The sequence below is a fragment of the Streptomyces sp. NPDC102258 genome, from assembly GCF_055584685.1.
Genome location: NZ_JBVJLO010000025.1, coordinates 21760 through 45245 on the forward strand (window position 1 = coordinate 21760; position 23486 = coordinate 45245).

The following is a 23486-nucleotide window of genomic DNA, read 5'->3' on the forward strand; positions in this document are numbered from 1 at the left end:
ATCCCATCCCCTGACCCCCTTGTGAAGAGAAGGTGCACCATGGACATCCCCGGACAGCCACGCGAGCGCGTGCAGTGGGGCCGCGTCAGCTCCCTGGTGGGCGGCCAGGCCGCCGTCCAGCTCGGCAGCTTCGCCCTGCTCATCGCCATGAACTGGACGGCCGTACAGCTCGGCGGCACCCGCGCGGTGACCGTGCTGATGCTCGCCGCGACCGTGCCCCGCGCGCTGATGCTGATCTTCGGCGGGGCGGTGGCCGACACCCTCGGCCCCCGCTTCGTCCTGCTGCGCACCACCGCCGCGCGCGTCGCACTGCTGGCCGTCGGCGCCGTACTCACCGCGACCGCCCAGCAGTTGTGGCCGCTGGTGGTGATCGCCCTGATCGAGGGGGTGCTGCTCGGGCTGGCCGGTCCCGCCTCGGGCGTGCTGCTGCCGATGTTCGCCCGGGGGGAGCAGCTGGCCCGTGCGAACTCCCTGTACGCGATGGTGCTGCGCGTCGCCCCGATCCTCGGCGCCCCGGCCGGGGCCTTCCTGATCACCGTCGGGGAGCTGTGGGTGGCCCTGCTGGCCGGGGCGGTCACGGGGGCGATCTGGTTCGGCTGCCTGCTGCACGTGACCCACGGCTTCGTGCGCCCCGAGCCCGAGCCCGGCGTCTCCCTCGTCAAGCGGTCCGGCGACGGGTTCCGGCTGCTGGCCCGCCACCCCCGGCTGCGCTGGATGTTCGTCGCCGCCCTCTGCCTGGACATGGCCTTCAGCTGGCCCGCCGAGGTGGCCCTGCCGCTGCTGGTCTCCGAGCGCGGCTGGGGCGTGAGCGCGGTGGGCGTGGTCCTGGCGGCCTTCAGCGTGGGCGCGCTGGGCTCCAGCGCGGTCGGCGCGGCGCTCGCCCACCGCATCCCGATGTTCGTCCGGCTCGTCGCGACCGGGGCCGGGCTGGCCGCCGGGATCCTGGTGATGGCGCTGATGCCGTCCGTGGTGTCGCTGACCGCCGTCGCGGCCGGGGTCGGGCTGCTGTCGGGGCTCAACGGGCCGGCCATCGTCACCCTGTACCAGCAGTCCGCCCCGGAGGAGCGGATGGGCGCCGCGATGTCGACGCTGTCGCTCGCCGGGATCGGTACGGCGCCGATCTCCATCGCCGTGTTCAGCTCCCTGTCACTGGCGCTGGGTGTGCAGACCACCTGGCTGGTCTGCGGGGCCATCGCCTTCGTGTCCCCGGTCGCCGCCGTCCTGGCCCTGCGCCACCCGGCGCACACCGAGGAACCCGCCACGCCGAAGCTCCCCGTCGCGGCGGCGGCATGACCACCCCGACGGCCCCGGCCCGGGGAACCCCCCGTACGGCCCTGAGCAGGCGGGCGGCGGTCTCCGGTGCCACGGCGGGAGCCGGCTCCGGGGGGCTTCCCGTCCCCGGGACGCTCCTGGTGCCCCGCCGGCTCACCGGGCCCGGGCCGGCGACCGCCGTGCCGGTGGCGGCCGGGGCGCCGCAGCTGTGGCTGGTGGACACCACCGCCTATCGGGAGCACGCGGCCCGGCACGCGCCCGGCACCCTGGACGCCCAGGAGCTGGCCCGCGCCGCCGAGTTCGCGCTCGCCGCCGACCGGGACAGCTACGTCTGCGCGCACGTCGCGCTGCGCCGCCTGCTCGGCGCGTACCTGGGGCTGGCCCCGCGCGAGGTCACCGTGGAGCGGGCGCCCTGCGCGCACTGCGACGAGCCGCACGGGCGGCCCGTACTCCCGGGCGGGGCCCTGCACTTCTCGCTCTCCCACTGCACCGGCATCAGCCTGCTGGCGTTCGCGGACACCCCGGTCGGCGTGGACGTGGAGGAGCTGGTGCGGCCCGAGGTGATCGCGGAGACGGCGGACGTCCTGCACCCCGAGGAGGCCGCCGAGCTGGCCGTGCTGCCCGCCGGGGAGCGGGCGTTGGCCTTCACCCGGGTGTGGACCCGCAAGGAGGCGTACCTGAAGGGGCTGGGGGTGGGCCTGTCGGAGGACCCGGCGGCGGACTACGTGGGCTCCGGCCCGCTGCCGGCGCGGATGCCGGGGTGGTCGCTGTCCGACGTACGGGTCCCGGAGGGGCACTGTGCGGCGCTCGCCCTCCAACTCCCGCCACCCATCTAGCGGTCACCTGTGACATGTGAAATATTACCTGCGCTCCGAGCCCCGGCCGGACCTCCCGGCCGGAACCCCGGACGGAACCCGGCCGAACTCCCCGAAAGGTCACCTCCGTTGCGCAGACTCGTCGCGACGGGAGCGGCGATATCCCTCGCCGCCCTCGCGCTCCTCTCCTCCCCCGCGGCGGCCGCCGCACCACCCCCCGCCCCGCCGGCGGCCACCGGCGGACCCGGCGCCGAGCACCGGGCCGCCGCGCCCCCGCTCGCCCCCCTCGAACTCCAGCGCCAGGCCCTGCGCCGCCAGGCCCTGGAGGAGGTCGCGGCGGGCGGCGGCGCCGGAACCGCGGCCGGCCTGCGCGCCGACGCCGACCGCACCCTTCCCCGTACGGTCAAGGTCGGCAAGCAGTACGTCGAGCTCGCCCAGGAACGCCACGACAAGGTCTTCGTCATCCTCGCGGAGTTCGGCGACCAGACGGACCCCCGCTTCGGCGGCACTCCCGGCCCCGCGCACAACACCATCGGCAAGCCCGCCGCGGACGACAACCACACCCTGTGGCGCAAGGACTTCGACCGGGCCTTCTACCAGCGGCAGTTCTTCTCCGACGAGCCCGGCGCGGCGAGCATGCGGGCCTACTACCGGATCCAGTCCTCCGGCCGCTACGACATGGACGGCACCGTCACGGACTGGGTCAAGCTCCCGTACAACGAGGCCCGTTACGGCACCGACGACTGCACCGAGACCGGTCAGTGCCGCACCAACTGGGACATGATCCGGGACGCCACCACCGCCTGGTACGACTCCGAGCGCGCGAAGGGCCGTACGCCGGAGCAGATCAAGGCGCAGCTCGCCGAGTACGACGTGTACGACCGCTACGACGCCGACCACGACGGGAACTTCGACGAGCCCGACGGCTACCTCGACCACCTGGTCGTCGTGCACGCGGGCAAGGACCAGACCTGGGGCGGCGGCGCCCAGGGCAAGGACGCCGTCTGGGCGCACCGCTGGTTCGCGTACTGGAACCAGGCCGGCAGCGCGGGCCCCGAGGGCAACAAGGCGGGCGGCACGCCGGTCGGCGACACCGGGATCTGGGCCGGTGACTACCTCACGGGCGGCGAGAACAGCGGCGCCGGCCTGTTCTCCCACGAGTTCGGCCACGACCTCGGGCTGCCGGACCTGTACAGCTCGGACGGGGACAACGGCGTCAACTTCTGGTCGCTGATGTCCTCGGCGTCCTACCTCGGCACGGGCCCCCGCACCACCGGGGAGGTCCCGGGCGACCTCGACCCGTGGAGCAAGCTCCAGCTGGGCTGGCTGGAGTACACGGAGGCCGACGCGGGCCGCCGCACCCGGGCCGTCCTCGGCGTCTCGGGGTACAACACCCCCGACCCACAGGCCCTCCTGGTCCATCTGCCGCCGTCGCAGACGCGCACCGAGCTCGCGGACCCGTACGAGGGCTCCAGCCAGTGGTGGAGCGGCACCGGCGACTTCATGGACAACACCCTGACCCGTACCGTCGAGCTCCCCGCCGGGGCCGCCGTCCTCTCCTCCCGGGTCTGGTACGACACCGAGCAGGACTTCGACTTCGTGACGGTGGAGGCCTCCACGGACGGCGGTCGGACCTTCACCGCCCTGCCCGGCAGCGTCAACGGCGCCCCCGTCCCCGCCAAGGGGCTGTCCGGCATCTCGGCGGGCTGGGCCGAACTGAGCGTCCCGCTGGACCGGTTCGCGGGCACTACGGTGCAACTGCGGCTCCGGGTCACCTCGGACGGCAACACGCACGGGCGCGGCGCGTCCTTCGACGACATCCGGATCACCGGCGACGGCGGCCGCGAGCTGCTGCGCGACGGCGCCGAGCAGGGCGCCAACGGCTGGACCGCGCTCAAGTGGTCGCGTACGGAGGGCCGTACCGGCAGTGAGCAGCACCCGCGCGCGTACCTGGTCGAGAACCGCCGCTACACCGGGTACGGCAGCCTGCTGAAGACCGGCCCGTACAACTTCGGCTTCACCGGCGACACAGTGGAGTTCTTCCCGTACCAGCAGGGCGTGCTGGTCTGGCTGTGGGACACCGCCTACAGCGACAACACCACGAAGGCCCACCCGGGCGCGGGGCTGCTGCTGCCGGTCGACGCCCGGCCGGAGCCGCTGAGGTTCGCGGACGGGAGCCTGCTGAACGCGCGCGCCCAGACGTTCGACGCCCCGTTCTCCACGAAGCCGACGGACCGCGTCACCCTGCACAAGGCGGGCACGCCGCTGAAGATCCCCGCCCGGCCGGGCATCGCGGTCTTCGACGACCACCGCGGCTCATACTGGAACCCGGAGCTGCCCCAGCTGGGCGTCAAGGTCCCCGACACGGGGACGCGGCTGCAGATCCTGAAGGAGTCCGGCACGCAGACCACCCTTCAGCTGAGCCCCTCCAGCTGAGGCCCGCCGGCTGATGCCTCGTACTGGGGGCGCCGACGCCCGGCCGGGATGTCCCCGGCCGGGCGTCCGGCGTCAGCCGCGCGGGACGACGGTGGAGAGGACCTGCGGCAGCGGGTACCAGTCCGCGGAGGTGATCGAGGCGTGGTGGCCGGCCATCAGGGCCAGGCGGGCGCGGGCCTCGGCCTCGGTGGGGTGGACCGCGTCGATGGCCGGGGCGACGTTCTGGGCGTCGGTGGCGATCAGGAGGTAGTGGTTGCGGTCGTACCAGCCCGTGTCGATGGACCCCGAGGCATAGGCCCCGGCGTCACCGTCGAAGACCACGAACCAGGGGCGCAGCGTGGCGTCCGCGTAGCGGCCCCGGGGGTCGCCCGCCTCGGCGCGGTGGACGGCCGGGAAGGCGGCGGCCTGGGCGAGGCGCCCCGCACCGGCGAGGGAGCGCAGGTGCTCCGCGTACTCCCGGTCCGTCCAGAGCTTGTCGGCGGCGTTGCCCTCCTCCAGCGTGCCGGGAATCAGCTCGACGAGGAACTTCCCGGCCATCGCCGAGCGAGCCGGCCAGGCTCCGGCGCGGGCGGCGGTGTCCAGGTCGGGGTGGCCGGCGGCGAGCTGGGCCGGGCGGTACAGGGCGTCGCCGAGCTTGGCGGAGAGCAGCGCGTCGAGGTCGGCGGGGCCGCGGCCCAGGTTGGCGGCGAAGCCGTCCTTCATTTCGAGCTTGAGGACGATGGGGCGGTGCCCGGGGTGGGCGTCGTGCCAGCTGCGGATGTCGGAGAGGCAGCCCGCGAGGTTCTGGTCGCGGGACTTGGTGCGCAGCTGGGCCGGGCTGGTGGCGTTCTCGCAGTTGCTGTTGTTGCCGAAGGGGTTGTCGTGGGCGACCCGCCAGGAGCTGCCGAAGAAGTTGGTCCACACGTCCAGCTCCAGCATCGCGGCGCCGGAGTCGAGGGCGTCCGCGAAGTAGGGGTACTTCGCCTTCTCGTACGCGTTGTGCACGCCGACGCCGGTCGAGCCCGCGTACGGCAGGTCCGCGACGGCGGCCCGCCCGGTTCCCGCGGCCCCGGCCGGGGCCGTGCCCAGGGCGAGGCCCAGCGCTGTGAGGCAGGCCACCGCCGCGCCCGTCGCACGCTTCCGTATGCTCATGTTTTCGGCTCCCGTTCGCCCGTACGTCTGTCCGGCTCAAGTCGGCTGGATCGTAGGGGAGTTGGGTGACGTGCGGAAGGACGGCAGATGGCGGTCGGCTTCGGAAGCGGGAACGGGAGCAGCACATGGCCGTCACGATGAGAAGCCGGGCGCTACGGCTCTGCGTCCTGGCCGGAGTCTGCTGCGCCCTGGTCGCCGCCGGACTGTCCTACCGCGCGGAGCTGCGCGCCCTGCTGGGCCCCGTCGCCGAGGGGGACCCCTCCCGTGGCCGGTACGTCCAGGACGAGGAGCTGGCCGACGAGGCGGCCCGGGCCGCGCTGGAGGGGCTCACCGAGCCGGCCCGGGGCGCCGAGGAGGCCCCGATCCTCGCGGAGACCGCCCCCGACGCCGCCCCCTGGCGGGACTCGGACCCGCTGGAGGCCGCGGTCGCCCCCGCCGAACCGGCGGTCGGGGCGCTGTTCTCCCCCGGCCCGGACTGGGACTCCGACCACCACTGCACGGCCGGCGTGGTCCACTCCCCCGCCGGGGACCTCGTCGCCACCGCCGCGCACTGCGTGTACGCGGGCGGCTTCCGCACCAACCTCGCCTTCGTCCCGGGATACGAGGACGGCACCGCCCCGTACGGGGTGTGGGTGCCGACCCGCGTGTACGTGGACCCGCGCTGGTCGGAGTCCTCGGACCCCGACCACGACGTGGCGTTCCTGCGGGTGCGCCGGCCGGGGCACCCCGGGCAGCGGCTGGAGGACCTCACGGGGGCGCGGACCATCGCCTTCCGGCCCCCGCTGCCCGCGCCCGCCCGCCTGGTGGGCTACCCGAACGACACCGAGCGGCCGCTGGCCTGCTCCCACACGGCGGTCGCCGAAGGGCCCACGCAGCTGCGGCTGGACTGCGCGGACGTACCGAACGGCACCAGCGGCGGGCCGATCCTGAGCGGGCGGACCCTGATCGGGGTGATCGGCGGGCGCGACGGGGGCGGCGACGAACTGACCTCGTACAGCAGCTACTTCGGCGACGGCACCCGCGCCCTGTACGAGCGCGCGGTGGGCGACACCCCCTGACGCGGGCCGGGCGGGGGCCGGGCGGGCTGGCGGGAGGGCGTCGACCGGCGGCCGTCGGCTCCTCGCCGATCCCGGGCCACCGCGTGGTCGCGGCCTGCTGGGTGGTTGTCCGGAGTGTCGTCCATGCCGAGGAGTTTCGTCGGCGCCCTCCCCCGGGGGTCACCCCGCAACCGGGGCGGACGGATGCACGACGGGGGCGGACGGACGCACGCCCGCGCGAGGCCTCACCGCACCCCGAGAACGATCACCCCGAGCAGCCCGAAGGCCACCACGACATAGGCCAGTTGCCGCCAGACCTCACTCACGCCACACCGGCCGTCTCCCGCTCGCGCAGCACCCTGACCATGCTCCGCACGATCCGGGCGAGGCCGCGCGCGTAGTTCCAGTTCGCGTGGTCCCCCGTGGTCAGCGGACCGGCGTCGAGGAAGTACGCCCAGTCGGCCAGCACGTGCCCGGCCCGCTCCCCCCGCTCGGCCCGCGGAAGCGCCGCCAGCGCGTCGTAGAGCGGCTGCCCGGCACTGATCAGCCGGTCGACGAGCCCCGCGACCCCGAGGGCGTCCATCCGCTCCCCATAGGGCACGAGGGCCTCCCGGGCCGTCTCCTCGGCGGCCCTCATCCGATCAGTCGTCATGGCGGTGCTCCCTACCGTCGTCCGGGGTGGTGAGACGACGGTAGGGACCCCCGGCAGGGGCGAGGGGGAGAGGTCCTACCCCCTTGACCGGGGGTAGCGTTCCTACCCCTCGCCCTTACACGGGGACGCCCAGTTCCTGTGCGAGGTGCCTGGCGTCGCCGCGGACCGTTCGGGGCCCCGTCTTCGCCAGCTCCGGGAGGACCATCCGGGTGTGCATGTTGTAGCGGACCGTCTCGGGGGACGCCTTGTGTGCCTTCTGCAAAAGGGCCACGGACGCGACACCCTCCCCGCGCAGCCCGTGCGCGCGGGCCATCTCGACCAGGTGGTAGGCGCGACGGGTCGCCGACGGCACCGTGTCCAGATCGAGCGCGGCCGCGACCTCCAGTGCCTTGCCGGGCTGCATCAGGTCGTTGTGCAGGGTGAGGGCGTACGCCTGCACGATGCCCTGTCCGAAGATCAGCCAGGGGTGTGCGTAGTCCGCGCCCAGACGGCCCGCAGCATCGTGCGCCCGGTCCCAGTACCGCCAGGCATCACCGGCTCGGCCGACCTTCGCAAAGCTGAGGGCGACGGCGAGTTGCAGCAGGCCCCATCGGGCGAGGTCTTCCTGGTCGTCCTGGCGCAGCAACCCGGCGGCCTGCTCGGCCAGCTCCACGCGAGCCTCCGCTGCCTCGTTGGCGTCGCGGTGGATGTGGTTCATGTACCAGGCCGCGCCGGCGATCGCGCGGGGGCTGTCCGCGTCCTGCGCGGCGGTCATGGCCCGGTCCCCGGTCATCATGACGAGCTCCGGCGCGGGCTGGAACGAAAGGAACAGTTGGACCAGGTGGTATGTCTGCGCCTGTGCCACCAGTGCTTGGCGCCGGGCCGCGCCCTCCAAAGCCCGTGCGGAGTGCTGGGTGTCCCTCAGCAAGTCCGGGAGCATCGCCGCGACCCGCGACCGATGGTCGCCGGGACCGTGCCACAGCTTCCAGGCCTGTCTCACGCGCGCGTGCAGGATCTCCGCCGACTCGGCCGGGTTGTCGGCATGGCTGAGCAGGTAGGTGGTCAAGGCCCTTTTAATGACGGGCAGTTCGGCATGCGACGCCTTGGTGTAGCTGGCGGCGCTGATTCGGTCGTCACCAGTCAGGTCGGCAACGTCACACTCGTAGATCGCCGCGAGGCGGATGAGCATGGGCAGTCGGGGCATTCCGATGGCGCCGGTCTCGATTCCCTTGACCCACTCGGCCGAGCGGCCGACGAGTCCGGCGGCGACGGGCCGGGTGAGCCCGGCGCGGTCTCTTGCGCTACGGGCGCGCTGGGCGAATGTCTGGGGGGCGGGTGCGGTGTCTTGCTGCTCGGGCATGCGGGACTCCGTTCTGGCCTGGACACTCAGAACGCTACTCCCGTTCGGCGACGAGGAAATGAATCCCGGGCGAGGCGGCCCCCAGGCAGCGAGACGGCCCGCCGGGCTCAGCGGGGCAGCGAGGCGTACGAGACGCCCGTGAGTTTCTCCGAGGCGGTCCAGAGGCGGGCTGAGGCCGCGTCGTCCAGGGTGCGCTTCGCGCGCCAGGACGGGGCCGGGGCGCCGCGCCAGCCGAGGCGGGGGCCGTAGAAGGCGTCCTGGGTGACTCCGGGGGCGGTGGCCGCGTACAGGGTGGGCAGCGCGCCGCCGGCGGCGGGCTGGGCGAGCAGGCCGTTGCCGAGGGCCATGACCCGGGATCCGAGCGTGCGGCCCTCCTGCGCGGACGCCCCCGCGTGCAGGTTGGTGGAGGCGTAGCCGGGGTGTGCGGCGGCGGCCGTGACCGTGGCGGCGGCCGCGGTGAAGCGCCGGGCGAGTTCGTGGGTGAAGAGCAGGTTGGCCGTCTTGGAGCGCCCGTACGCGGTCCAGCGGCGGTAGCCGTCCGCGCCGTGCGCCGGGTCGGGGTCCAGGTCCTCGGGGCGTACGTCGCCGAGGACGTGGAAGCCGCTGGAGACGTTCACGATCCGGGCCCCGGGGCCGGCCGCCCGCAGCCGCGGCAGGAGCAGGCCGGTCAGGGCGAAGTGCCCGAGGTGGTTCACGCCGAACTGGGTCTCGAACCCGTCGGCGGTCCGCCCGTACGGCAGCGCCATCACCCCGGCGTTGTTGATCAGGAGGTCCAGGCGGGGGTGCCGCGCCCCGTACGCACGCGCGAACTCCCGTACGGAGGCCAGCTCGGCCAGGTCCAGCGGGGCGAACTCCACCTCGGCCCCTGGCACTTCGGCGCGCAGCCGGACCACGGCGGCCCGGCCGCGCGCGGCGCTGCGGCAGGCCAGGGTCACGGCGGCGCCGTGCCGGGCGAGTTCGCGGGCGGTGACGTAACCGATGCCGCTGTTGGCCCCGGTCACGACGGCGGTCCGGCCGCTCTGGTCCGGGATGTGCGTGGCGTTCCAGCCGGTCACGGCGACTCCCTCGACTCCCTCGACACGAAGGTGCGGCCCACGGCACACCCGTCGCCACCCTACCCAGCCCCCACCCCCCACCGGCAGGGCCCCACACCACCCGCGCGAACCCCCGGGCCCGCACGGGGCCCCGGGCCACGCCGGAACAGGGCTCCCCGCATCCCCGCCGATCACCTGGCGCCGCTCCCGCCCCACGCAGACCCGGGCCCGCGGCCCGACCCGGACCACTAAGTCCCCCACGCCGCCGGGCCGCGCCCAACCCCGCCCCACCACGCCCACAAAGGCCCCGCCCCGGCGCCCCGCCCAGACCGCCGTATCCCGCCGGCCGCCCGGGGCCGTGCCCACGCCCCAACCCCCGCCCCACAGGCCCCCAGCCCCCACCCCACCCCGCAGGGATCCCGCAGGTCACCCGGCCCGGGATCGCCGGCGGGGGCGGCGGTAAGCTGCGGAGCCGCCCGTTCCCGCCCGCATCCCGAGGTACCCACCGTGAGCTCCGCAGCACCCCCCACCCCCGTCACGGTGGTCGGCGTCGGCGCCGACGGCTGGGCCGGGCTCACCGCCGCCGCCCGCGAGGCGCTGTCCGGCGCCGACGTCCTCATCGGCGGGCCCCGGCAGCTGGACCTGCTGCCGGCCGGCCCGTGCGCCGGACTGCGCGTGGCCTGGCCGAGCCCGCTGCGCCCCGCCGTCCCGAAGCTGATGGCCGAGCACGCCGGCCGCCGCATCGCGGTGCTGGCCAGCGGGGACCCGATGTTCTACGGGATCGGCCGCGCCCTCTGCGAAGAGCTCGGCGCCGGCGCCCTGCGGATCCACCCGCACCCCTCCTCCGTCTCCTACGCCTGCGCCCGCCTGGGCTGGCCGGTGGAGGACACCGAGGTGGTCACCGTGGTCGGCCGCCCCGTGGCCCGCCTCGCCGCCGCCCTGCACGAGGGCCGGCGCGTCCTGGTGCTGAGCGCGGGCGCGGGCAGCCCGGCCGAGATCGCCGCCCTGCTGTGCGAGCGCGGCTTCGGGCCGAGCCGGATGCGGGTGCTGGAGCGGCTCGGCTCCGAGCACGAGGACGCGTACGAGGGCACGGCCGCCCGCTGGGAGCACCCGCCGGGCGATCCCCTCAACGTCGTCGCCGTCGACTGCCGCCGCGACCCCGCCCACCCGGCGCCCCGGCTCGGCGCGACGCCCGGCCTGCCCGACGCCGCGTACGAGCACGACGGCCAGCTCACCAAGCGGCACGTGCGCGCCGCGACCCTGTGCGCGCTCGCCCCGGCCCCCGGCGAGCTGTTGTGGGACATCGGCGGCGGCTCCGGATCCATCGGCATCGAGTGGATGCGTACGCACCCCTCCTGCCGCGCCGTGACGGTCGAGCGCGTCCCGGAGCGCGCCGCCCGGATCGCCCGTAACGCCGCCGCACTCGGCGTCCCCGGCCTGCGCGTGGTCGTCGGCGCGGCGCCCACGGCCCTGGACGGCCTCCCGGCCCCCGACGCGGTGTTCATCGGCGGCGGCCTCACCGCACCCGGACTGATCGACGCCGCCTGGTCGGCGCTGGCCCCGGGCGGCCGGCTCGTCGTCAACACCGTCACCCTGGAATCGGAGGCGGTCCTCGCGGAGCGCTACCGGCGCCTCGGCGGCGACCTGGTCAAGCTGGCCGTCTCGCACGCCACGGCGGTCGGCGGCTTCACGGGCTGGCGGCCGGCGATGCCCGTCACCCAATGGTCGGTAACCAAGGAGAAGGATCAGTCATGACCGTGTACTTCATCGGAGCGGGCCCCGGCGCCGCCGACCTGATCACGGTGCGCGGTGCCCGGACCCTGGCCGCCGCCCCCGTCTGCCTGTACGCGGGCAGCCTGGTCCCCCGCGAACTGCTGGCCGAGTGCCCGCCGGGCGCCCGCCTGGTCGACACCGCCGGACTGAACCTGGACGAGATCGTCGCCGAGTTCGTACGGGCCCACGCGGCGGGCCAGGACGTGGCGCGGCTGCACTCCGGCGACCCCTCGGTGTTCAGCGCGGTCGCCGAGCAGATGCGCCGCCTGGACGCGGCGGGCATCCCCTACGAGGTGGTCCCGGGCGTACCGGCCTTCGCCGCGGCGGCCGCCGCGCTCAAGCGGGAGCTGACCGTCCCCACCGTCGGCCAGACCGTGATCCTGACCCGGATCGCCCAGCAGGCGACGCCGATGCCGCCCGGCGAGGACCTGGCCACCCTCGGGCGCAGCGGGGCGCTGCTGGTGCTCCACCTGGCCACGCGTTACGTCGAGCGGGTCGTGGACGAACTGCTGCCGCACTACGGCGCCGAGTGCCCGGTGGCGGTGGTCGCGATGGCGAGCCGCCCCGACGAGCTGATCCTGCGCGGCACCCTGGCCGACATCGCGCCGCAGGTGAAGGCGGCCGGGCTGGTGCGCACCGCCGTGATCATCGTGGGCCGGACGCTGGGCGCGGAGCAGTTCCCCGACAGCCACCTGTACTCCCCCGAGCGCGACCGGCATGTCTGCTGACCAGGCCCGTTCCCAGCCCCCGTCCCGGGCCCGGCCCCCCGCCCACGTCCTGATCCTGGGCGGTACCACGGAGGCCCGCCGGCTGGCGGAGGCGCTGGAGCACGACCCCTCGTACCGGGTGACGAACTCCCTCGCGGGCCGGGTCGCGGCCCCGGTGCCGCCCCCGGGCGAGACCCGGATCGGCGGCTTCGGCGGCGTCGCCGGGCTGGCCGGCTGGATCACCGCCCACGGCGTCACCCACGTCGTGGACGCCACCCACCCCTTCGCGGAGCGCATGAGCTTCCACGCCGCCGGGGCCGGGGCGCTCACCGGCGTGCCGCTGCTGGCACTGCGCCGCCCCGGCTGGACGCCCAGCCCCGGTGACGACTGGCTCCACGCCGACTCCCTGGAGGGGGTGGCCGGGCTGCTGGCGGAGCGGGGCGCGGACCGGGTCTTCCTGACCACCGGCCGGACGGGCCTGCACACCTTCGCGCACCTCACCGAGCCCTGGTTCCTGGTGCGTTCGGTGGACCCGCCCGACGGGCCGGTGCCGCCGCGGCTGGAAGTGCTGCTGGAGCGGGGCCCGTTCACCCTCGCCGACGAGCGGGAACTGCTCGCCCGGCACCGCATCGACGTCCTGGTCACCAAGGACAGCGGCGGCACCGCGACGGCCCCCAAGCTCACCGCCGCCCGCGAGGCCGGGATCCCGGTCCTCGTCGTACGCCGCCCCCCGGTTCCGGCGGGGGTCACCGAGGCCCCGTCGGTGCCGGCCGCCCTGCGCTGGCTCTCCACGACGGACGCCTCCGCCCGCAGGCCCTGAAGTGACCTCCGCACCCTCTAGGCTGAGGGAATGCGGATACGTCACTGCTTCGCCCTGGTCCTCGCCGTCACGGCGCTCGTCACCGGCTGCGGCGAGAAAGCGGCTCCCCGAGGGTGGGAGCCCGACGACGCGCTCCAGCGGGCCGACGAGGTCCTCGGCAAGGGCACGGGGAACGGCAAGGTGACGATGCGCGGCACCGCCTTCCTCGCCAAGGGGCTGGAGAAGAACCTGGAGACCGGCGGGGAGCGCCCGTACCGCTTCGACGTCGCCTGCGACAGCGAGGAGCGCCCCCGCGTCACCCTCGTTCTGTCCCGGGAGGGCGGCGCGGGCGACCGCTCGTTCGACGTGTCCTGCACCGCCGGGGAGGTCACCCGGCTCAACCTCCCGGCGGGGGCGGCGGTGTCCGCGCACATCGAGCCCGTGCAGCAGGACGACTCGCCCCCGGCCGGCGTCGTCTCCTGGCAGCTCCTCACCCTGGACCCCCGGGAGGTACAGGGCTGCGCCGACGTCCTGACGGGCTGCGCGGGCTGACCCCCCGCGGCCCTGAGGGTCAGCCCTAGCGGCGCGTGGTCACGTCATCCGCGACGTCAGCCGTAGCGGCGCGGGGTCCACGTCACCCGCGACCCGTCGGGCCGCTCGGTGACCCGCGTCTGCGAGGAGCCGACCAGCAGGATCGTGCGCATGTCGACCTCGGCGGGCTCCAGCTCCCCCAGCGTGAGGACGCGCACCGACTGCTCCGGCCCGCCCACGTCCCGGGCGACGACCACCGGCGTCTGCGCCGAACGCAGCTCCAGCAGCAGCTCCTTGGCCCGCTCCACCTGCCAGGTCCGGCTGCGCGAGCCCGGGTTGTACAGGGCCAGCACCAAGTCGGCGGCGGCCGCGGCGCGCAGCCGCTCCGCGATGACCTCCCACGGCTTGAGCCGGTCGGACAGCGAGACGGTGGCGTAGTCGTGGCCCAGCGGGGCCCCGGCCGCGGCCGCCGCCGCGTTGGCGGCGGTCACCCCCGGCAGCACCCGTACCGGCACGTCCGCGTACGCGGGCTGCGCGGCCACCTCCAGGACGGCGGTGGCCATGGCGAAGACGCCCGGGTCACCGCCGGAGACCACGGCCACCCGCCGGCCGCGCCGGGCGAGGTCGAGGGCGAACTCGGCCCGCTCGGACTCCACCTTGTTGTCGGAGCCGTGCCGCACCTGGCCCGGCCGTACGGGCACCCGGTTCAGGTACGTGGTGTACCCGACGAGCACCTCCGCGTCGGCCAGCGCCCGCCGCGTCTCGGCGGTCAGCCACAGCGGCCCGGCGGGCCCGGTGCCGACGACGGCGACCTGTCCGGGGCCGGAGGGCACGCTGCCCGGGTTGCCGGTCCGGCTCGGCACGACGGCCACGGCGAAGTACGGCACGCTGTCCGGGTCGGTGTCCGCGAGGAGGCCGGTGCGCTCGCCCTCCATGGTGGCGCGCTCCACGTAACGGGCCTCCGGCAGCCGCCCGGCGGCCTCCATCGCCCGCCGCACGGCGGGGAAGGTGCGGCCGAGCTTCATGACGACGGCCGAGTCGGTGGCGGCGAGGCGTGCGGTCAGCTCCTCCTCGGACAGGGTGCCGGGCAGGATCGTCAGCACCTCCTCGCCCTCGACGAGCGGGGTGCCGAGGCGGGCCGCGGCGGCGCTCACGGAGGTCACGCCGGGGATCACCTCGGTCGGGTACCGGTCGGCGAGCCGCTTGTGCATGTGCATGTACGAGCTGTAGAAGAGCGGGTCGCCCTCCGCGAGGACGGCCACGGTGCGCCCGGCGTCCAGGTGCGCGGCGAGGCGGGCCGCGGCGGCCTCGTAGAACTCCTCCATCGCCCCCTGGTAGCCGCCGGGGTGGTCGGTGGTCTCGGTGGTGACCGGGTAGACCAGCGGTTCCTCGATGTGGTCGGAGCGCAGGTGCTTCGCGGCGATCGAGCGGGCGATGGAACGGCCGTGGCGGGCGCTGTGGTAGGCGACCACGTCGGCTCCGGCGATGGCCTCGACGGCCCGCAGGGTCATCAGAGAGGGGTCGCCGGGGCCGAGCCCGACGCCGTACAGCTTGCTCATTCTTCCTCGCTCGCGATCGCGTTGACGGCGGCGGCCGCGATGGCGCTGCCACCGCGCCGGCCGCGCACGATCAGGTGGTCCAGGCCCGAGGGGTGCGCGGCGAGCGCGTCCTTGGACTCGGCGGCGCCGATGAAGCCGACGGGCACGCCGATCACGGCGGCCGGGCGCGGGGCGCCCTCCTCGATCATCTCCAGCAGCCGGAACAGCGCGGTGGGCGCGTTGCCGACGGCGATCACCGAGCCCTCCAACAGGCCCCGGTCCCGCCACACTTCGAGGGCGGCGGCGCTGCGCGTGGTGCCCATCTTCGCGGCGAGCGCGGGCACCGCCGGGTCGGAGAGGGTGCAGATCACCTCGTTGGCGGCGGGCAGCCGCTTGCGGGTGACGCCGCTGGCGACCATCTGCACGTCGCACAGGACCGGCGCGCCCGCGCGCAGCGCGGCGCGCGCCCGCAGCACGACGTCCGGGGTGTAGCCGAGGTCCCCGGGCAGGTCGGTCATCCCGCAGGCGTGAATCATGCGCACCGCGACCTGGGCGACGGAGGCGGGCAGCCCGGAAAGGTCCGCCTCGGCGCGGATCGTGGCAAAGGACTGCCGGTAGATCGCGGCGCCGTCCTTCTCGTACTCGAACACGGTGTACTCGCTCATTTCTTCACTGGGTGGTGCTGCGGGCGGTCGTCAGGGCCGCCGCCAGATCTGGGTGCCGGACGGTCGCGGGGGCGCGGCCGGCCGCGGAGACCTCGTAGCCGTCCGGGGTGGCGACGAGGTCCACCCAGGCGGCGGCGCGCGGATGCCCGCAGCGGCGTTCGCATCCGGACCAGTGCACGGGCAGCGGCCCGGGCGTCCGCCGTACGAGGGCCAGCGCGTCGGCGCGTACGTCGGCCCGGGACTTGGCGCAACCGGGCCGCCCGGTACAGGCGGTGACGGAGCGCCAGGGGTCTTCGGGGGTGGTGACGAGGCCGGCGTCGGCGGCGGCGGCGAGCGCGCGGGCGGCCGAGGGCCCGGTCAGTCCGGGGACGACGATCCCGCGCCAGGGTGTCAGCCGCAGCCCCGCGCGGCCGCCCGCTCGGGCCAGCGTGCGCCACTGGCCGCTGCTCAGCCGGCCGAGGGGGGCCAGTACGGACAGCGCGGCCCGCCCGTCCGCTCCGCGCACCAGCCCCGGCTCGGGCCCGTCACCCGGCGGGGGCACGGACGCGTCCGCGACCCGGCCGGTGATCCCGGCGGCGGCCAGCCGACCCGCCAACTCGTTGGTATCCAGGGCGTGTTCGGGGGGCAGTTCGCTCACCCGCCAGGCTCGCGTACCGGCCGACCGGGCGGCGTCGAGGAAGTGGCGGGCGGCGAGCAGCGCGGCCCGGGGGGCATGCTCCGCCGCGACGCGGACGCCCTCCCGGGCGCCGGCGGTGGACACCAGGGCCGTGCCGTCGGGGCGCGCGACCACGACGACGTCTCCGGCGAGGGCGGCCACGTCGCCGCGCCCGTCGTCGAGGGCGAACAGGAAGCGCCCGGAGAGCCCGGCCGCCGCCGGATCGGCGCACAACAGCCGGTCCAGCTCCGGCACCCAGGCCGACACATCGGGCAGGCCGGAGCGGTCCAGGCCGGTCAGCGGGGAGGCCACGATGTTGCGGACGCGCTCGTGCGAGGGCGCGGGGAGCAGCCCGGCCCGGTCCAGCAGCGCGGCGAGTTCCCCGCCGCAGGCCGCGCCGAGGCCGCGCAGTTGCGCGTTGCCGCGCGAGGTGAGGTCGAGGTGGCCGTCGCCGAGCCGGTCGGCGGCGTCGGCCAGCGCCACCGCCGCCGGGCCGTCGAGGAGCCCGCCGGGGATCCGGACGCGCGCCAGGAACCCGTCGTCCGCCGCGTGCAGGCGCAGCGCGCCGGGGCAGGCGTCACCGCGGTCCCGTATGACGGGTTCGTCCCGCGATGTGACGGAAGGGGGCTGGGGCATGGCCGCGAGCATACCCACGATTCCCCACGCCCGGCCTGTGTCAGACGCCACCCTCCCCACCCCGCAGCCCCCTCCCCCGTACGGTTCCCGCCGCCCCGTCGGCGTTTCGCGGCGCGGCCCCCGGGGCAGGTCCCCCGCGCTCCCGCCCGAGCGGGCCACCCCCACTCCCGGCCAGGGACGACGCCGCCTAGGATGACCTTCCGACGGGCCGTTCGGCCCGTCATCGCCGAGGACGGCGACATGGGAGGAAGCCCGGTGCGATTCCGGCGCGGTCCCGCCACTGTGAACCCCGCGGAGCGATCGGCGGGGTGAGTCAGGAACTCCCGTCGTCCTCACTGCCCGGGGCGCGGAAACCCCGAGGAAGGCCTGCCGCCGCATGATCCTGCTGCTGTCGACGTCCGACACCGATCTGCTGAGCGCTCGCGCCGCCGCGGACGGCCCCGTCCCGTACCGGTTCGCGAACCCCTCCCGCCTCCCCCTCGACGACCTCCCCGGGCTCCTCGACGGCGTCGGGCTGGTCGTCGTACGCCTCCTCGGCGGCCTCCGCGCCTGGCAGGAGGGCCTCGACGTCCTCCTGGCCCCCGGCCAGACCCGCCCGGTCGTGGTGCTGACCGGCGAACAGGCCCCGGACGCCCAGCTGATGGAGGCCTCCACCGTCCCCATCGGCATCGCGGCCGAGGCGCACGCCTACCTCGCGCACGGCGGCCCCGCCAACCTCGACCAGCTGGCCCGCTTCCTCTCCGACACCGTGCTCCTCACCGGCCACGGCTTCGAGCCCCCCGCCGCCTCCCCCACCTGGGGCCACCTGGAGCGCCCCGCCGCCGAGTCGGCCGAGGGCCCGCGCGTCGCGGTGCTCTACTACCGCGCCCACCAGATGAGCGGCAACACCGCCTTCGTGCACGCCCTCTGCGCGGCCATCGAGGCCAAGGGCGGCCGCCCCCTGCCGCTGTACGTGTCCTCCCTGCGCACCCCGGAGCCGGAACTGCTGGCCGAGCTGGCGGGCGTCGACGCGCTCATCACCACCGTCCTGGCCGCCGGCGGCACCCGCCCGGCCACCGCCTCCGCGGGCGGGGACGACGAGTCCTGGGACGCGGGCGCCCTCGCCTCGCTCGGCGTACCGATCCTCCAGGCCCTGTGCCTGACCGGCTCCCGCGGCGCCTGGGAGGAGAACGACGAGGGCCTCTCGCCGCTCGACGCCGCCACCCAGGTCGCGGTCCCGGAGTTCGACGGCCGCCTGATCACGGTGCCGTTCTCCTTCAAGGAGATCGACGAGGACGGCCTGCCCGCCTACGTCGCCGACCCCGAGCGGGCCGCCCGCGTCGCCGGCATCGCGGTGCGCCACGCCCGGCTGCGGCACATCGAGCGCCGCGACAAGCGGATCGCCCTCGTCCTGTCGGCGTACCCCACCAAGCACTCCCGCATCGGCAACGCCGTCGGCCTCGACACCCCGGCCAGCGCCGTGGAGCTGCTGCGCACCCTCATCGCGGGCGGCTACGACTTCGGCCCGGCGACCGATATCCCCGGCCTCGTCTCGGGCGACGGCGACGAGCTGATCCGCGCGCTGATCGAGGCGGGCGGCCACGACCAGGACTGGCTGACCGAGGAGCAGCTCGCCCGCAACCCGGTCCGCATCCCGGCGGCCGACTACCGCCGCTGGTTCGCCGAACTGCCCGCCGAGCTCCGCGAAAGCGTCGAGGAGCACTGGGGCGAGGCTCCCGGCAACATGTTCGTGGACCGTTCGGCGAACCCCGAGGGCGACATCGTCCTCGCGGCGCTGCGCCGCGGCAACCTGCTGATCCTGATCCAGCCGCCGCGCGGCTTCGGCGAGAACCCGATCGCGATCTACCACGATCCGGACCTGCCGCCCTCGCACCACTACCTGGCCGCGTACCGCTGGATCCAGGCGCGCGCGGAGGACGGCGGCTTCGGCGCCGACGCGATGATCCACCTGGGCAAGCACGGCAACCTCGAATGGCTGCCCGGCAAGAACGCCGGCCTCTCCGCCTCCTGCGCCCCGGACGCCGCCCTCGGCGACCTCCCCCTGATCTACCCCTTCCTCGTCAACGACCCGGGCGAGGGCACGCAGGCCAAGCGCCGCGTGCACGCCACCCTGGTCGACCACCTGGTGCCGCCGATGGCGCGCGCCGAGTCGTACGGGGACATCGCCCGGCTCGAACAGCACCTGGACGAGTACGCGCAGATCAGCGCCATGGACCCGGCGAAGCTGCCGGCGATCCGCGCGCAGATCTGGACGCTGATCCAGGCGGCGAAGCTGCACCACGACCTGGGCCTCGAAGAACGCCCGGACGACGAGGGCTTCGACGACTTCCTCCTCCACGTCGACGGCTGGCTGTGCGAGGTCAAGGACGCGCAGATCCGCGACGGCCTGCACGTCCTCGGCGGCGCCCCGACCGGCGAGGCCCGCGTCAACCTGGTCCTGGCGATCCTGCGGGCCCGCCAGATCTGGGGCGGTACGACGGCCCTCCCGGGCCTGCGCGAGGCCCTCGGCCTGGACGAGTCGGCCCCCACCCGCACCTCGGCGGACGCCGTCGAGGAGACGGCCCGCGCCCTGGTCCGGGCGATGGAGGACGCCGGCTGGTCCGCGGACGCGGTCGCCTCCGTCGCCGCCGGCCACCCCGCGGCGGTGGCGGACGTCCTCGCCTTTGCCGCCCGCGAGGTCGTCCCGCGCCTGGCGGGCACCACGGACGAGATCGCGCACGTCGTCCGGGCCCTGGACGGCGACTTCGTACCGGCGGGCCCCTCCGGCTCCCCGCTGCGCGGCCTGGTCAACGTCCTGCCGACCGGCCGCAACTTCTACTCGGTCGACCCGAAGGCCGTCCCCTCCCGGCTGGCGTGGGAGACGGGCCAGGCCCTCGCGGACTCCCTCCTCACCCGCTACCGCACCGACAACGACGGCGAATGGCCCGCCTCCGTCGGCCTCTCCCTGTGGGGCACGAGCGCGATGCGCACGGCGGGCGACGACATCGCGGAAGCCCTGGCCCTCCTCGGCGTCCGCCCGGTCTGGGACGAGGCCTCGCGCCGCGTCACGGGCATCGAGGCGATCCCGCTCACCGAACTCGGCCGCCCCCGCATCGACGTGACGCTCCGTATCTCGGGCTTCTTCCGCGACGCCTTCCCGCACGTCATCGGCCTGCTGGACGACGCGGTCCGGCTGGCGGCCGCCCTGGAGGAGCCCGCCGCGGACAACTACGTGCGTGCCCACGCCCAGGCGGACCTGGCCGAGCACGGTGACGAACGCCGCGCGACGACCCGTATCTTCGGCTCCCGCCCGGGCACCTACGGCGCCGGCATCCTCCAGCTGATCGACTCCCGCGACTGGCGCACCGACGCCGACCTGGCGGAGGTCTACACGGTCTGGGGCGGTTACGCCTACGGCCGCGGCCTGGAGGGCCGCCCGGCCCGCGCCGAGATGGAGTCGGCGTACAAGCGCATCACGGTGGCGGCGAAGAACACCGACACCCGTGAGCACGACATCGCGGACTCCGACGACTACTTCCAGTACCACGGCGGCATGGTGGCCACGGTCCGCGCCCTGCGCGGCACGGCTCCCGAGGCCTACATCGGCGACTCCACGCGCCCCGAAACGGTCAAGACCCGCACCCTGGTGGAGGAGACCAGCCGCGTCTTCCGCGCCCGCGTGGTCAACCCGAAGTGGATCGAGGCGATGCGCCGCCACGGCTACAAGGGCGCCTTCGAACTGGCGGCGACGGTCGACTACCTCTTCGGCTACGACGCCACGACGGGCGTGATCGCGGACTGGATGTACGACAAGCTGACGGAAACCTACGTCCTGGACCCGGTGAACCGCGCCTTCCTGGAGGAAGCCAACCCCTGGGCCCTGCACGGCATCGCGGAACGCCTCCTGGAAGCCGAATCCCGCGGCATGTGGGAAAAGCCGGACCCCCAGATCCTCGAATCCCTCCGCGAGGCCTACCTGGCCACGGAAGGCCACCTCGAAGCCGAAGCGGAATAACCGCCCGGACCACCGCCCGGCCCGGCCCCTCGTTGCGAGGGGTCGGGCCGGGCGGCGTTCGGGGGCTTAGCCGGTGTTCGGGGGTGGTGGGGGCGAACCGGGGGTGTGTCACCTGATGAAGTGAACTCCCCCTTATCCCACCGGCGGTGTGGGTAGGGCAGTGCTGATCTCATGCGGGGGCCGCGAGTGCCGGTCGCCGCAGTCTCGATGAAAGGCCCACGCCGCCGTGACGCAGCCGTTTCAACTGCCGGATTTCTACGTGCCCTATCCGGCGCGACTGAACCCCCACCTGGAGAGCGCGCGGGTCCACACCAAGGCGTGGGCGCGCGACCTCGGGATGCTGGAAGGTTCCGGCGTCTGGGAGGAGAAGGACCTCGACTCGCACGACTACGCGCTGCTCTGCTCCTACACGCACCCCGACTGCGACAGCGAGGCGCTGTCGCTGGTCACCGACTGGTACGTGTGGGTGTTCTTCTTCGACGACCACTTCCTGGAGATGTACAAGCGCTCCCAGGACCGCACCGGCGCCAAGGCCTACCTCGACCGGCTCGCCGCCTTCATGCCGATGGACCTCGCCGCCGGGTTCCCCGAGGCCACCAACCCCGTGGAGGCGGGGCTCGCCGACCTCTGGGCGCGGACCGTGCCGGCCATGTCGATGGACTGGCGGGAACGGTTCTCCCTGTCGACGGAGAACCTCCTCAACGAGTCGATGTGGGAGCTCGCCAACATCAACATCGGGCGGGTCGCCAACCCCCTCGAATACATCGAGATGCGCCGCAAGGTCGGCGGCGCCCCCTGGTCGGCCGGACTGATCGAGTACGTCTCCGCCGAAGTCCCGGCCCGCGTGGCGCATTCGCGGCCGCTCGCGGTGCTGCGCGACGCGTTCTCGGACGCCGTGCACATCAGGAACGACATCTTCTCCTACCAGCGCGAGGTGGCCGAGGAGGGCGAGCTCTCCAACGCCATCCTCGTCCTGGAGACCTTCCTCGGCTGCTCCACCCAGGAGGCCGCCGAGGCCTCCAACGACCTGCTCACCTCCCGCCTCCAGCAGTTCGAGCAGACCGCCCTCGCCGAACTCCCCCAGCTCTTCGCCGACCACGCCATGACCCCCGCCGAGATCGCGGCCGTCCTCGCCTACACCAAGGGACTGCAGGACTGGCAGTCCGGCGGCCACGAGTGGCACATGGTCTCCAGCCGCTACATGAACAAGGAGGCCAAGGGCACCACCCCCCTCACCCTCCCCTTCCTACCCACCGGGCTCGGCACCACCGCGCTCGATCTGGGCTCCCTCTTCAACCGGCGCTCGATGGACCTGCGCCGCCGCTCCTTCACGCACGTGCCGTTCGAGCGCACCGGCCCCTCCGTCATCCCCGACATCCACATGCCCTTCCCCCTCTCCCTCAGCCCCCACTACGCCCACGCCCGCGAGGGGTCGGTGGCCTGGGCGCGCCGCATGGGCCTGCTCGACCCGCAGCCCGGCGACCCCGGTTCCGCGATCTGGACCGAACAGCGGCTGCGCGGCTACGACTTCGCGCTCTGCTCGGCCGGCATCGACCCCGACGCCACGCCCGAGGCGCTGCTGCTGAACGCGTGCTGGCTGACCTGGGGGACGTACGGGGACGACTACTACCCGGTGGTCTTCGCCCAGGCCAAGAACCTCCAGGCCGCCAAGGCGGCCACGGCCCGGCTCGTGATGATGATCCCGGTCGACCACGCGGAGCAGGCGCTCCCGGTCACCGCGATGGAACGCGCCCTCGCCGACCTGTGGCTGCGCACCACCGCGGACATGAGCCCCCAGGTCCGCGCCGAGTTCCGGACCACGCTGGTGGAGATGCTGGAGAGCTGGGTGTGGGAGGTGGACAACCAGGTCCGCAACCGCATCCCCGACCCGGTGGACTACGCGGAGACGCGCCGCCACACCTTCGGCTCGCACCTGACGATGTACCTGTGCCGTCTCGGCCAGGCCGGGCGGGGCATCCCCGAGGCGATCTACCGGTCGGGGACCATCCGCTCGCTGGAGAACGCGGCGGCCGACACGGCGTGCCTGATCAACGACGTGTTCTCGTACCAGAAGGAGGTGGAGGTCGAGGGCGAGGTGCACAATTACGTCCTCGTCACCCGGAACTTCTTCGACATCGGCTACGAGGAGGCCCTGCGCGTCTGCCACGACCTGATGACGCGGCGCACCGAGGAGTTCGAGCACATCGTCGCGACACAGCTGCCGCTGCTGTACGAGGACTGGCAGCTGTCCGCCGGGGCCCGCGCCGGGCTGGACGCGTACGTCGGGGAGCTGAAGGACTGGCTGTCGGGCATCCTCAACTGGCACCGGCAGTGCCGCCGCTACCGCGAGGAGGACCTGCACCGGCTCGGCGACGCCCTGTCCACCGGGGTGTGGGGTTCCGGTTTCGGCATGGCGGCGGCCCGGATCGGCCTCCCCGCCTGAGGGCGCCACACGCCGGGGCGCCGGGATCG

17 protein-coding genes and 1 riboswitch are annotated in these 23486 nt (G+C 74.5%); of the genes, 10 read left to right on the plus strand and 7 right to left on the minus strand.

The window, feature by feature from the left end; translation table 11 throughout:
* The first annotated feature begins 39 nt into the window (after window positions 1-39).
* The 3 genes from ACZ6ZT_RS31060 to ACZ6ZT_RS31070 all read left to right on the plus strand — a co-directional run bounded on the left by ACZ6ZT_RS31060 (window position 40) and on the right by ACZ6ZT_RS31070 (window position 4523).
* The gene (locus ACZ6ZT_RS31060) at window positions 40-1293 is read left to right on the plus strand and encodes an MFS transporter (protein WP_469723496.1); all 1254 of its coding nucleotides are present in this window, start codon (window positions 40-42) and stop codon (window positions 1291-1293) included.
* Window positions 1290-2108 (plus strand): 4'-phosphopantetheinyl transferase family protein, encoded by an 819-nt coding sequence (locus tag ACZ6ZT_RS31065; RefSeq protein WP_469723497.1) that lies wholly within the window; start codon window positions 1290-1292, stop codon window positions 2106-2108. The genes ACZ6ZT_RS31060 and ACZ6ZT_RS31065 overlap by 4 nt, the downstream gene beginning before the upstream one ends.
* Window positions 2109-2216: 108 nt before the next feature.
* The gene (locus tag ACZ6ZT_RS31070) at window positions 2217-4523 is read left to right on the plus strand and encodes an immune inhibitor A domain-containing protein (protein ID WP_469723498.1); all 2307 of its coding nucleotides are present in this window, start codon (window positions 2217-2219) and stop codon (window positions 4521-4523) included.
* 72 nt (window positions 4524-4595) lie between these two features.
* Here the strand turns inward: ACZ6ZT_RS31070 and ACZ6ZT_RS31075 are convergent, their stop codons facing one another.
* Window positions 4596-5654 carry a phosphatidylinositol-specific phospholipase C domain-containing protein gene (locus ACZ6ZT_RS31075; protein WP_469723499.1) on the minus strand — a complete coding sequence of 353 codons (1059 nt, stop codon included), beginning with the start codon at window positions 5652-5654 and terminating at the stop codon, window positions 4596-4598.
* 125 nt (window positions 5655-5779) lie between these two features.
* Here ACZ6ZT_RS31075 and ACZ6ZT_RS31080 point away from each other — a divergent pair, with 125 nt between their 5' ends.
* Complete coding sequence (locus ACZ6ZT_RS31080; RefSeq protein ID WP_469723500.1) at window positions 5780-6712, plus strand: trypsin-like serine peptidase; 933 nt, start codon at window positions 5780-5782, stop codon at window positions 6710-6712.
* 301 nt (window positions 6713-7013) lie between these two features.
* On the opposite strand, the gene ACZ6ZT_RS31085 is transcribed toward ACZ6ZT_RS31080, so the two are convergent.
* The 3 genes from ACZ6ZT_RS31085 to ACZ6ZT_RS31095 form a co-directional block, all read right to left on the minus strand.
* Complete coding sequence (locus ACZ6ZT_RS31085; RefSeq protein ID WP_469723501.1) at window positions 7014-7343, minus strand: hypothetical protein; 330 nt, start codon at window positions 7341-7343, stop codon at window positions 7014-7016.
* A gap of 115 nt (window positions 7344-7458) precedes the next feature.
* Window positions 7459-8682 (minus strand): helix-turn-helix domain-containing protein, encoded by a 1224-nt coding sequence (locus ACZ6ZT_RS31090; RefSeq protein ID WP_469723503.1) that lies wholly within the window; start codon window positions 8680-8682, stop codon window positions 7459-7461.
* Between the two features lie 107 nt (window positions 8683-8789).
* Entirely contained in the window at window positions 8790-9737 is a 948-nt protein-coding gene (locus tag ACZ6ZT_RS31095) for an oxidoreductase (protein ID WP_469723504.1), read from the minus strand.
* A 486-nt stretch (window positions 9738-10223) separates the two neighbouring features.
* On the opposite strand from ACZ6ZT_RS31095, the gene cbiE reads away from it, so the two are divergent.
* From cbiE to ACZ6ZT_RS31115, 4 genes are read left to right on the plus strand one after another with little or no spacing between them, the layout of a single operon-like run.
* A complete protein-coding gene (cbiE, locus tag ACZ6ZT_RS31100; RefSeq protein ID WP_469723505.1) occupies window positions 10224-11471 on the plus strand; it encodes a precorrin-6y C5,15-methyltransferase (decarboxylating) subunit CbiE in 1248 nt (415 codons plus the stop codon).
* The gene (cobM, locus tag ACZ6ZT_RS31105) at window positions 11468-12217 is read left to right on the plus strand and encodes a precorrin-4 C(11)-methyltransferase (RefSeq protein WP_469723506.1); all 750 of its coding nucleotides are present in this window, start codon (window positions 11468-11470) and stop codon (window positions 12215-12217) included. The genes cbiE and cobM overlap by 4 nt, the downstream gene beginning before the upstream one ends.
* On the plus strand, window positions 12207-13016 hold the full coding sequence (locus ACZ6ZT_RS31110) for a cobalt-precorrin-6A reductase (protein ID WP_469723508.1): 810 nt from the start codon (window positions 12207-12209) through the stop codon (window positions 13014-13016). The genes cobM and ACZ6ZT_RS31110 overlap by 11 nt, the downstream gene beginning before the upstream one ends.
* A 30-nt stretch (window positions 13017-13046) precedes the next feature.
* A complete protein-coding gene (locus ACZ6ZT_RS31115; protein ID WP_469723509.1) occupies window positions 13047-13547 on the plus strand; it encodes a hypothetical protein in 501 nt (166 codons plus the stop codon).
* 56 nt (window positions 13548-13603) lie between these two features.
* Here ACZ6ZT_RS31115 and ACZ6ZT_RS31120 read toward each other — a convergent pair whose 3' ends face one another.
* The 3 genes from ACZ6ZT_RS31120 to cobG are packed head-to-tail and all read right to left on the minus strand — an operon-like array spanning window position 13604 to window position 17020.
* A complete protein-coding gene (locus ACZ6ZT_RS31120; protein WP_469723510.1) occupies window positions 13604-15085 on the minus strand; it encodes a precorrin-2 C(20)-methyltransferase in 1482 nt (493 codons plus the stop codon).
* Entirely contained in the window at window positions 15082-15729 is a 648-nt protein-coding gene (locus ACZ6ZT_RS31125; RefSeq protein WP_469723512.1) for a precorrin-8X methylmutase, read from the minus strand. Before ACZ6ZT_RS31125 ends, ACZ6ZT_RS31120 begins: the two co-directional genes overlap by 4 nt.
* A gap of 4 nt (window positions 15730-15733) precedes the next feature.
* Window positions 15734-17020 (minus strand): precorrin-3B synthase, encoded by a 1287-nt coding sequence (gene cobG, locus ACZ6ZT_RS31130; RefSeq protein WP_469723513.1) that lies wholly within the window; start codon window positions 17018-17020, stop codon window positions 15734-15736.
* A gap of 210 nt (window positions 17021-17230) precedes the next feature.
* Window positions 17231-17356: riboswitch (cobalamin riboswitch) on the plus strand.
* A 40-nt stretch (window positions 17357-17396) separates the two neighbouring features.
* On the opposite strand from cobG, the gene cobN reads away from it, so the two are divergent.
* Window positions 17397-21014, plus strand: a complete 3618-nt coding sequence (gene cobN / locus ACZ6ZT_RS31135; protein WP_469723514.1) for a cobaltochelatase subunit CobN — start codon at window positions 17397-17399, stop codon at window positions 21012-21014.
* Between the two features lie 226 nt (window positions 21015-21240).
* Window positions 21241-23457: a terpene synthase family protein gene (locus ACZ6ZT_RS31140; RefSeq protein ID WP_469723516.1), complete on the plus strand. Its 2217-nt coding sequence runs from the start codon at window positions 21241-21243 to the stop codon at window positions 23455-23457.
* Window positions 23458-23486: the final 29 nt, after the last annotated feature.

Excerpts from the sequence above, each read along its gene's own strand:
- cobN (WP_469723514.1), top strand. The coding sequence starts at position 17,397 with ATGATCCTGCTGCTGTCGACGTCCGACACCGATCTGCTGAGCGCTCGC.
- ACZ6ZT_RS31085 (WP_469723501.1), bottom strand. The coding sequence starts at position 7,343 with ATGACGACTGATCGGATGAGGGCCGCCGAGGAGACGGCCCGGGAGGCC.
- ACZ6ZT_RS31090 (WP_469723503.1), bottom strand. The coding sequence starts at position 8,682 with ATGCCCGAGCAGCAAGACACCGCACCCGCCCCCCAGACATTCGCCCAG.
- ACZ6ZT_RS31125 (WP_469723512.1), bottom strand. The coding sequence starts at position 15,729 with ATGAGCGAGTACACCGTGTTCGAGTACGAGAAGGACGGCGCCGCGATC.
- cobM (WP_469723506.1), top strand. The coding sequence starts at position 11,468 with ATGACCGTGTACTTCATCGGAGCGGGCCCCGGCGCCGCCGACCTGATC.
- cobG (WP_469723513.1), bottom strand. The coding sequence starts at position 17,020 with ATGCCCCAGCCCCCTTCCGTCACATCGCGGGACGAACCCGTCATACGG.
- ACZ6ZT_RS31075 (WP_469723499.1), bottom strand. The coding sequence starts at position 5,654 with ATGAGCATACGGAAGCGTGCGACGGGCGCGGCGGTGGCCTGCCTCACA.
- ACZ6ZT_RS31065 (WP_469723497.1), top strand. The coding sequence starts at position 1,290 with ATGACCACCCCGACGGCCCCGGCCCGGGGAACCCCCCGTACGGCCCTG.
- ACZ6ZT_RS31060 (WP_469723496.1), top strand. The coding sequence starts at position 40 with ATGGACATCCCCGGACAGCCACGCGAGCGCGTGCAGTGGGGCCGCGTC.
- ACZ6ZT_RS31110 (WP_469723508.1), top strand. The coding sequence starts at position 12,207 with ATGTCTGCTGACCAGGCCCGTTCCCAGCCCCCGTCCCGGGCCCGGCCC.
- ACZ6ZT_RS31120 (WP_469723510.1), bottom strand. The coding sequence starts at position 15,085 with ATGAGCAAGCTGTACGGCGTCGGGCTCGGCCCCGGCGACCCCTCTCTG.
- ACZ6ZT_RS31115 (WP_469723509.1), top strand. The coding sequence starts at position 13,047 with ATGCGGATACGTCACTGCTTCGCCCTGGTCCTCGCCGTCACGGCGCTC.
- ACZ6ZT_RS31080 (WP_469723500.1), top strand. The coding sequence starts at position 5,780 with ATGGCCGTCACGATGAGAAGCCGGGCGCTACGGCTCTGCGTCCTGGCC.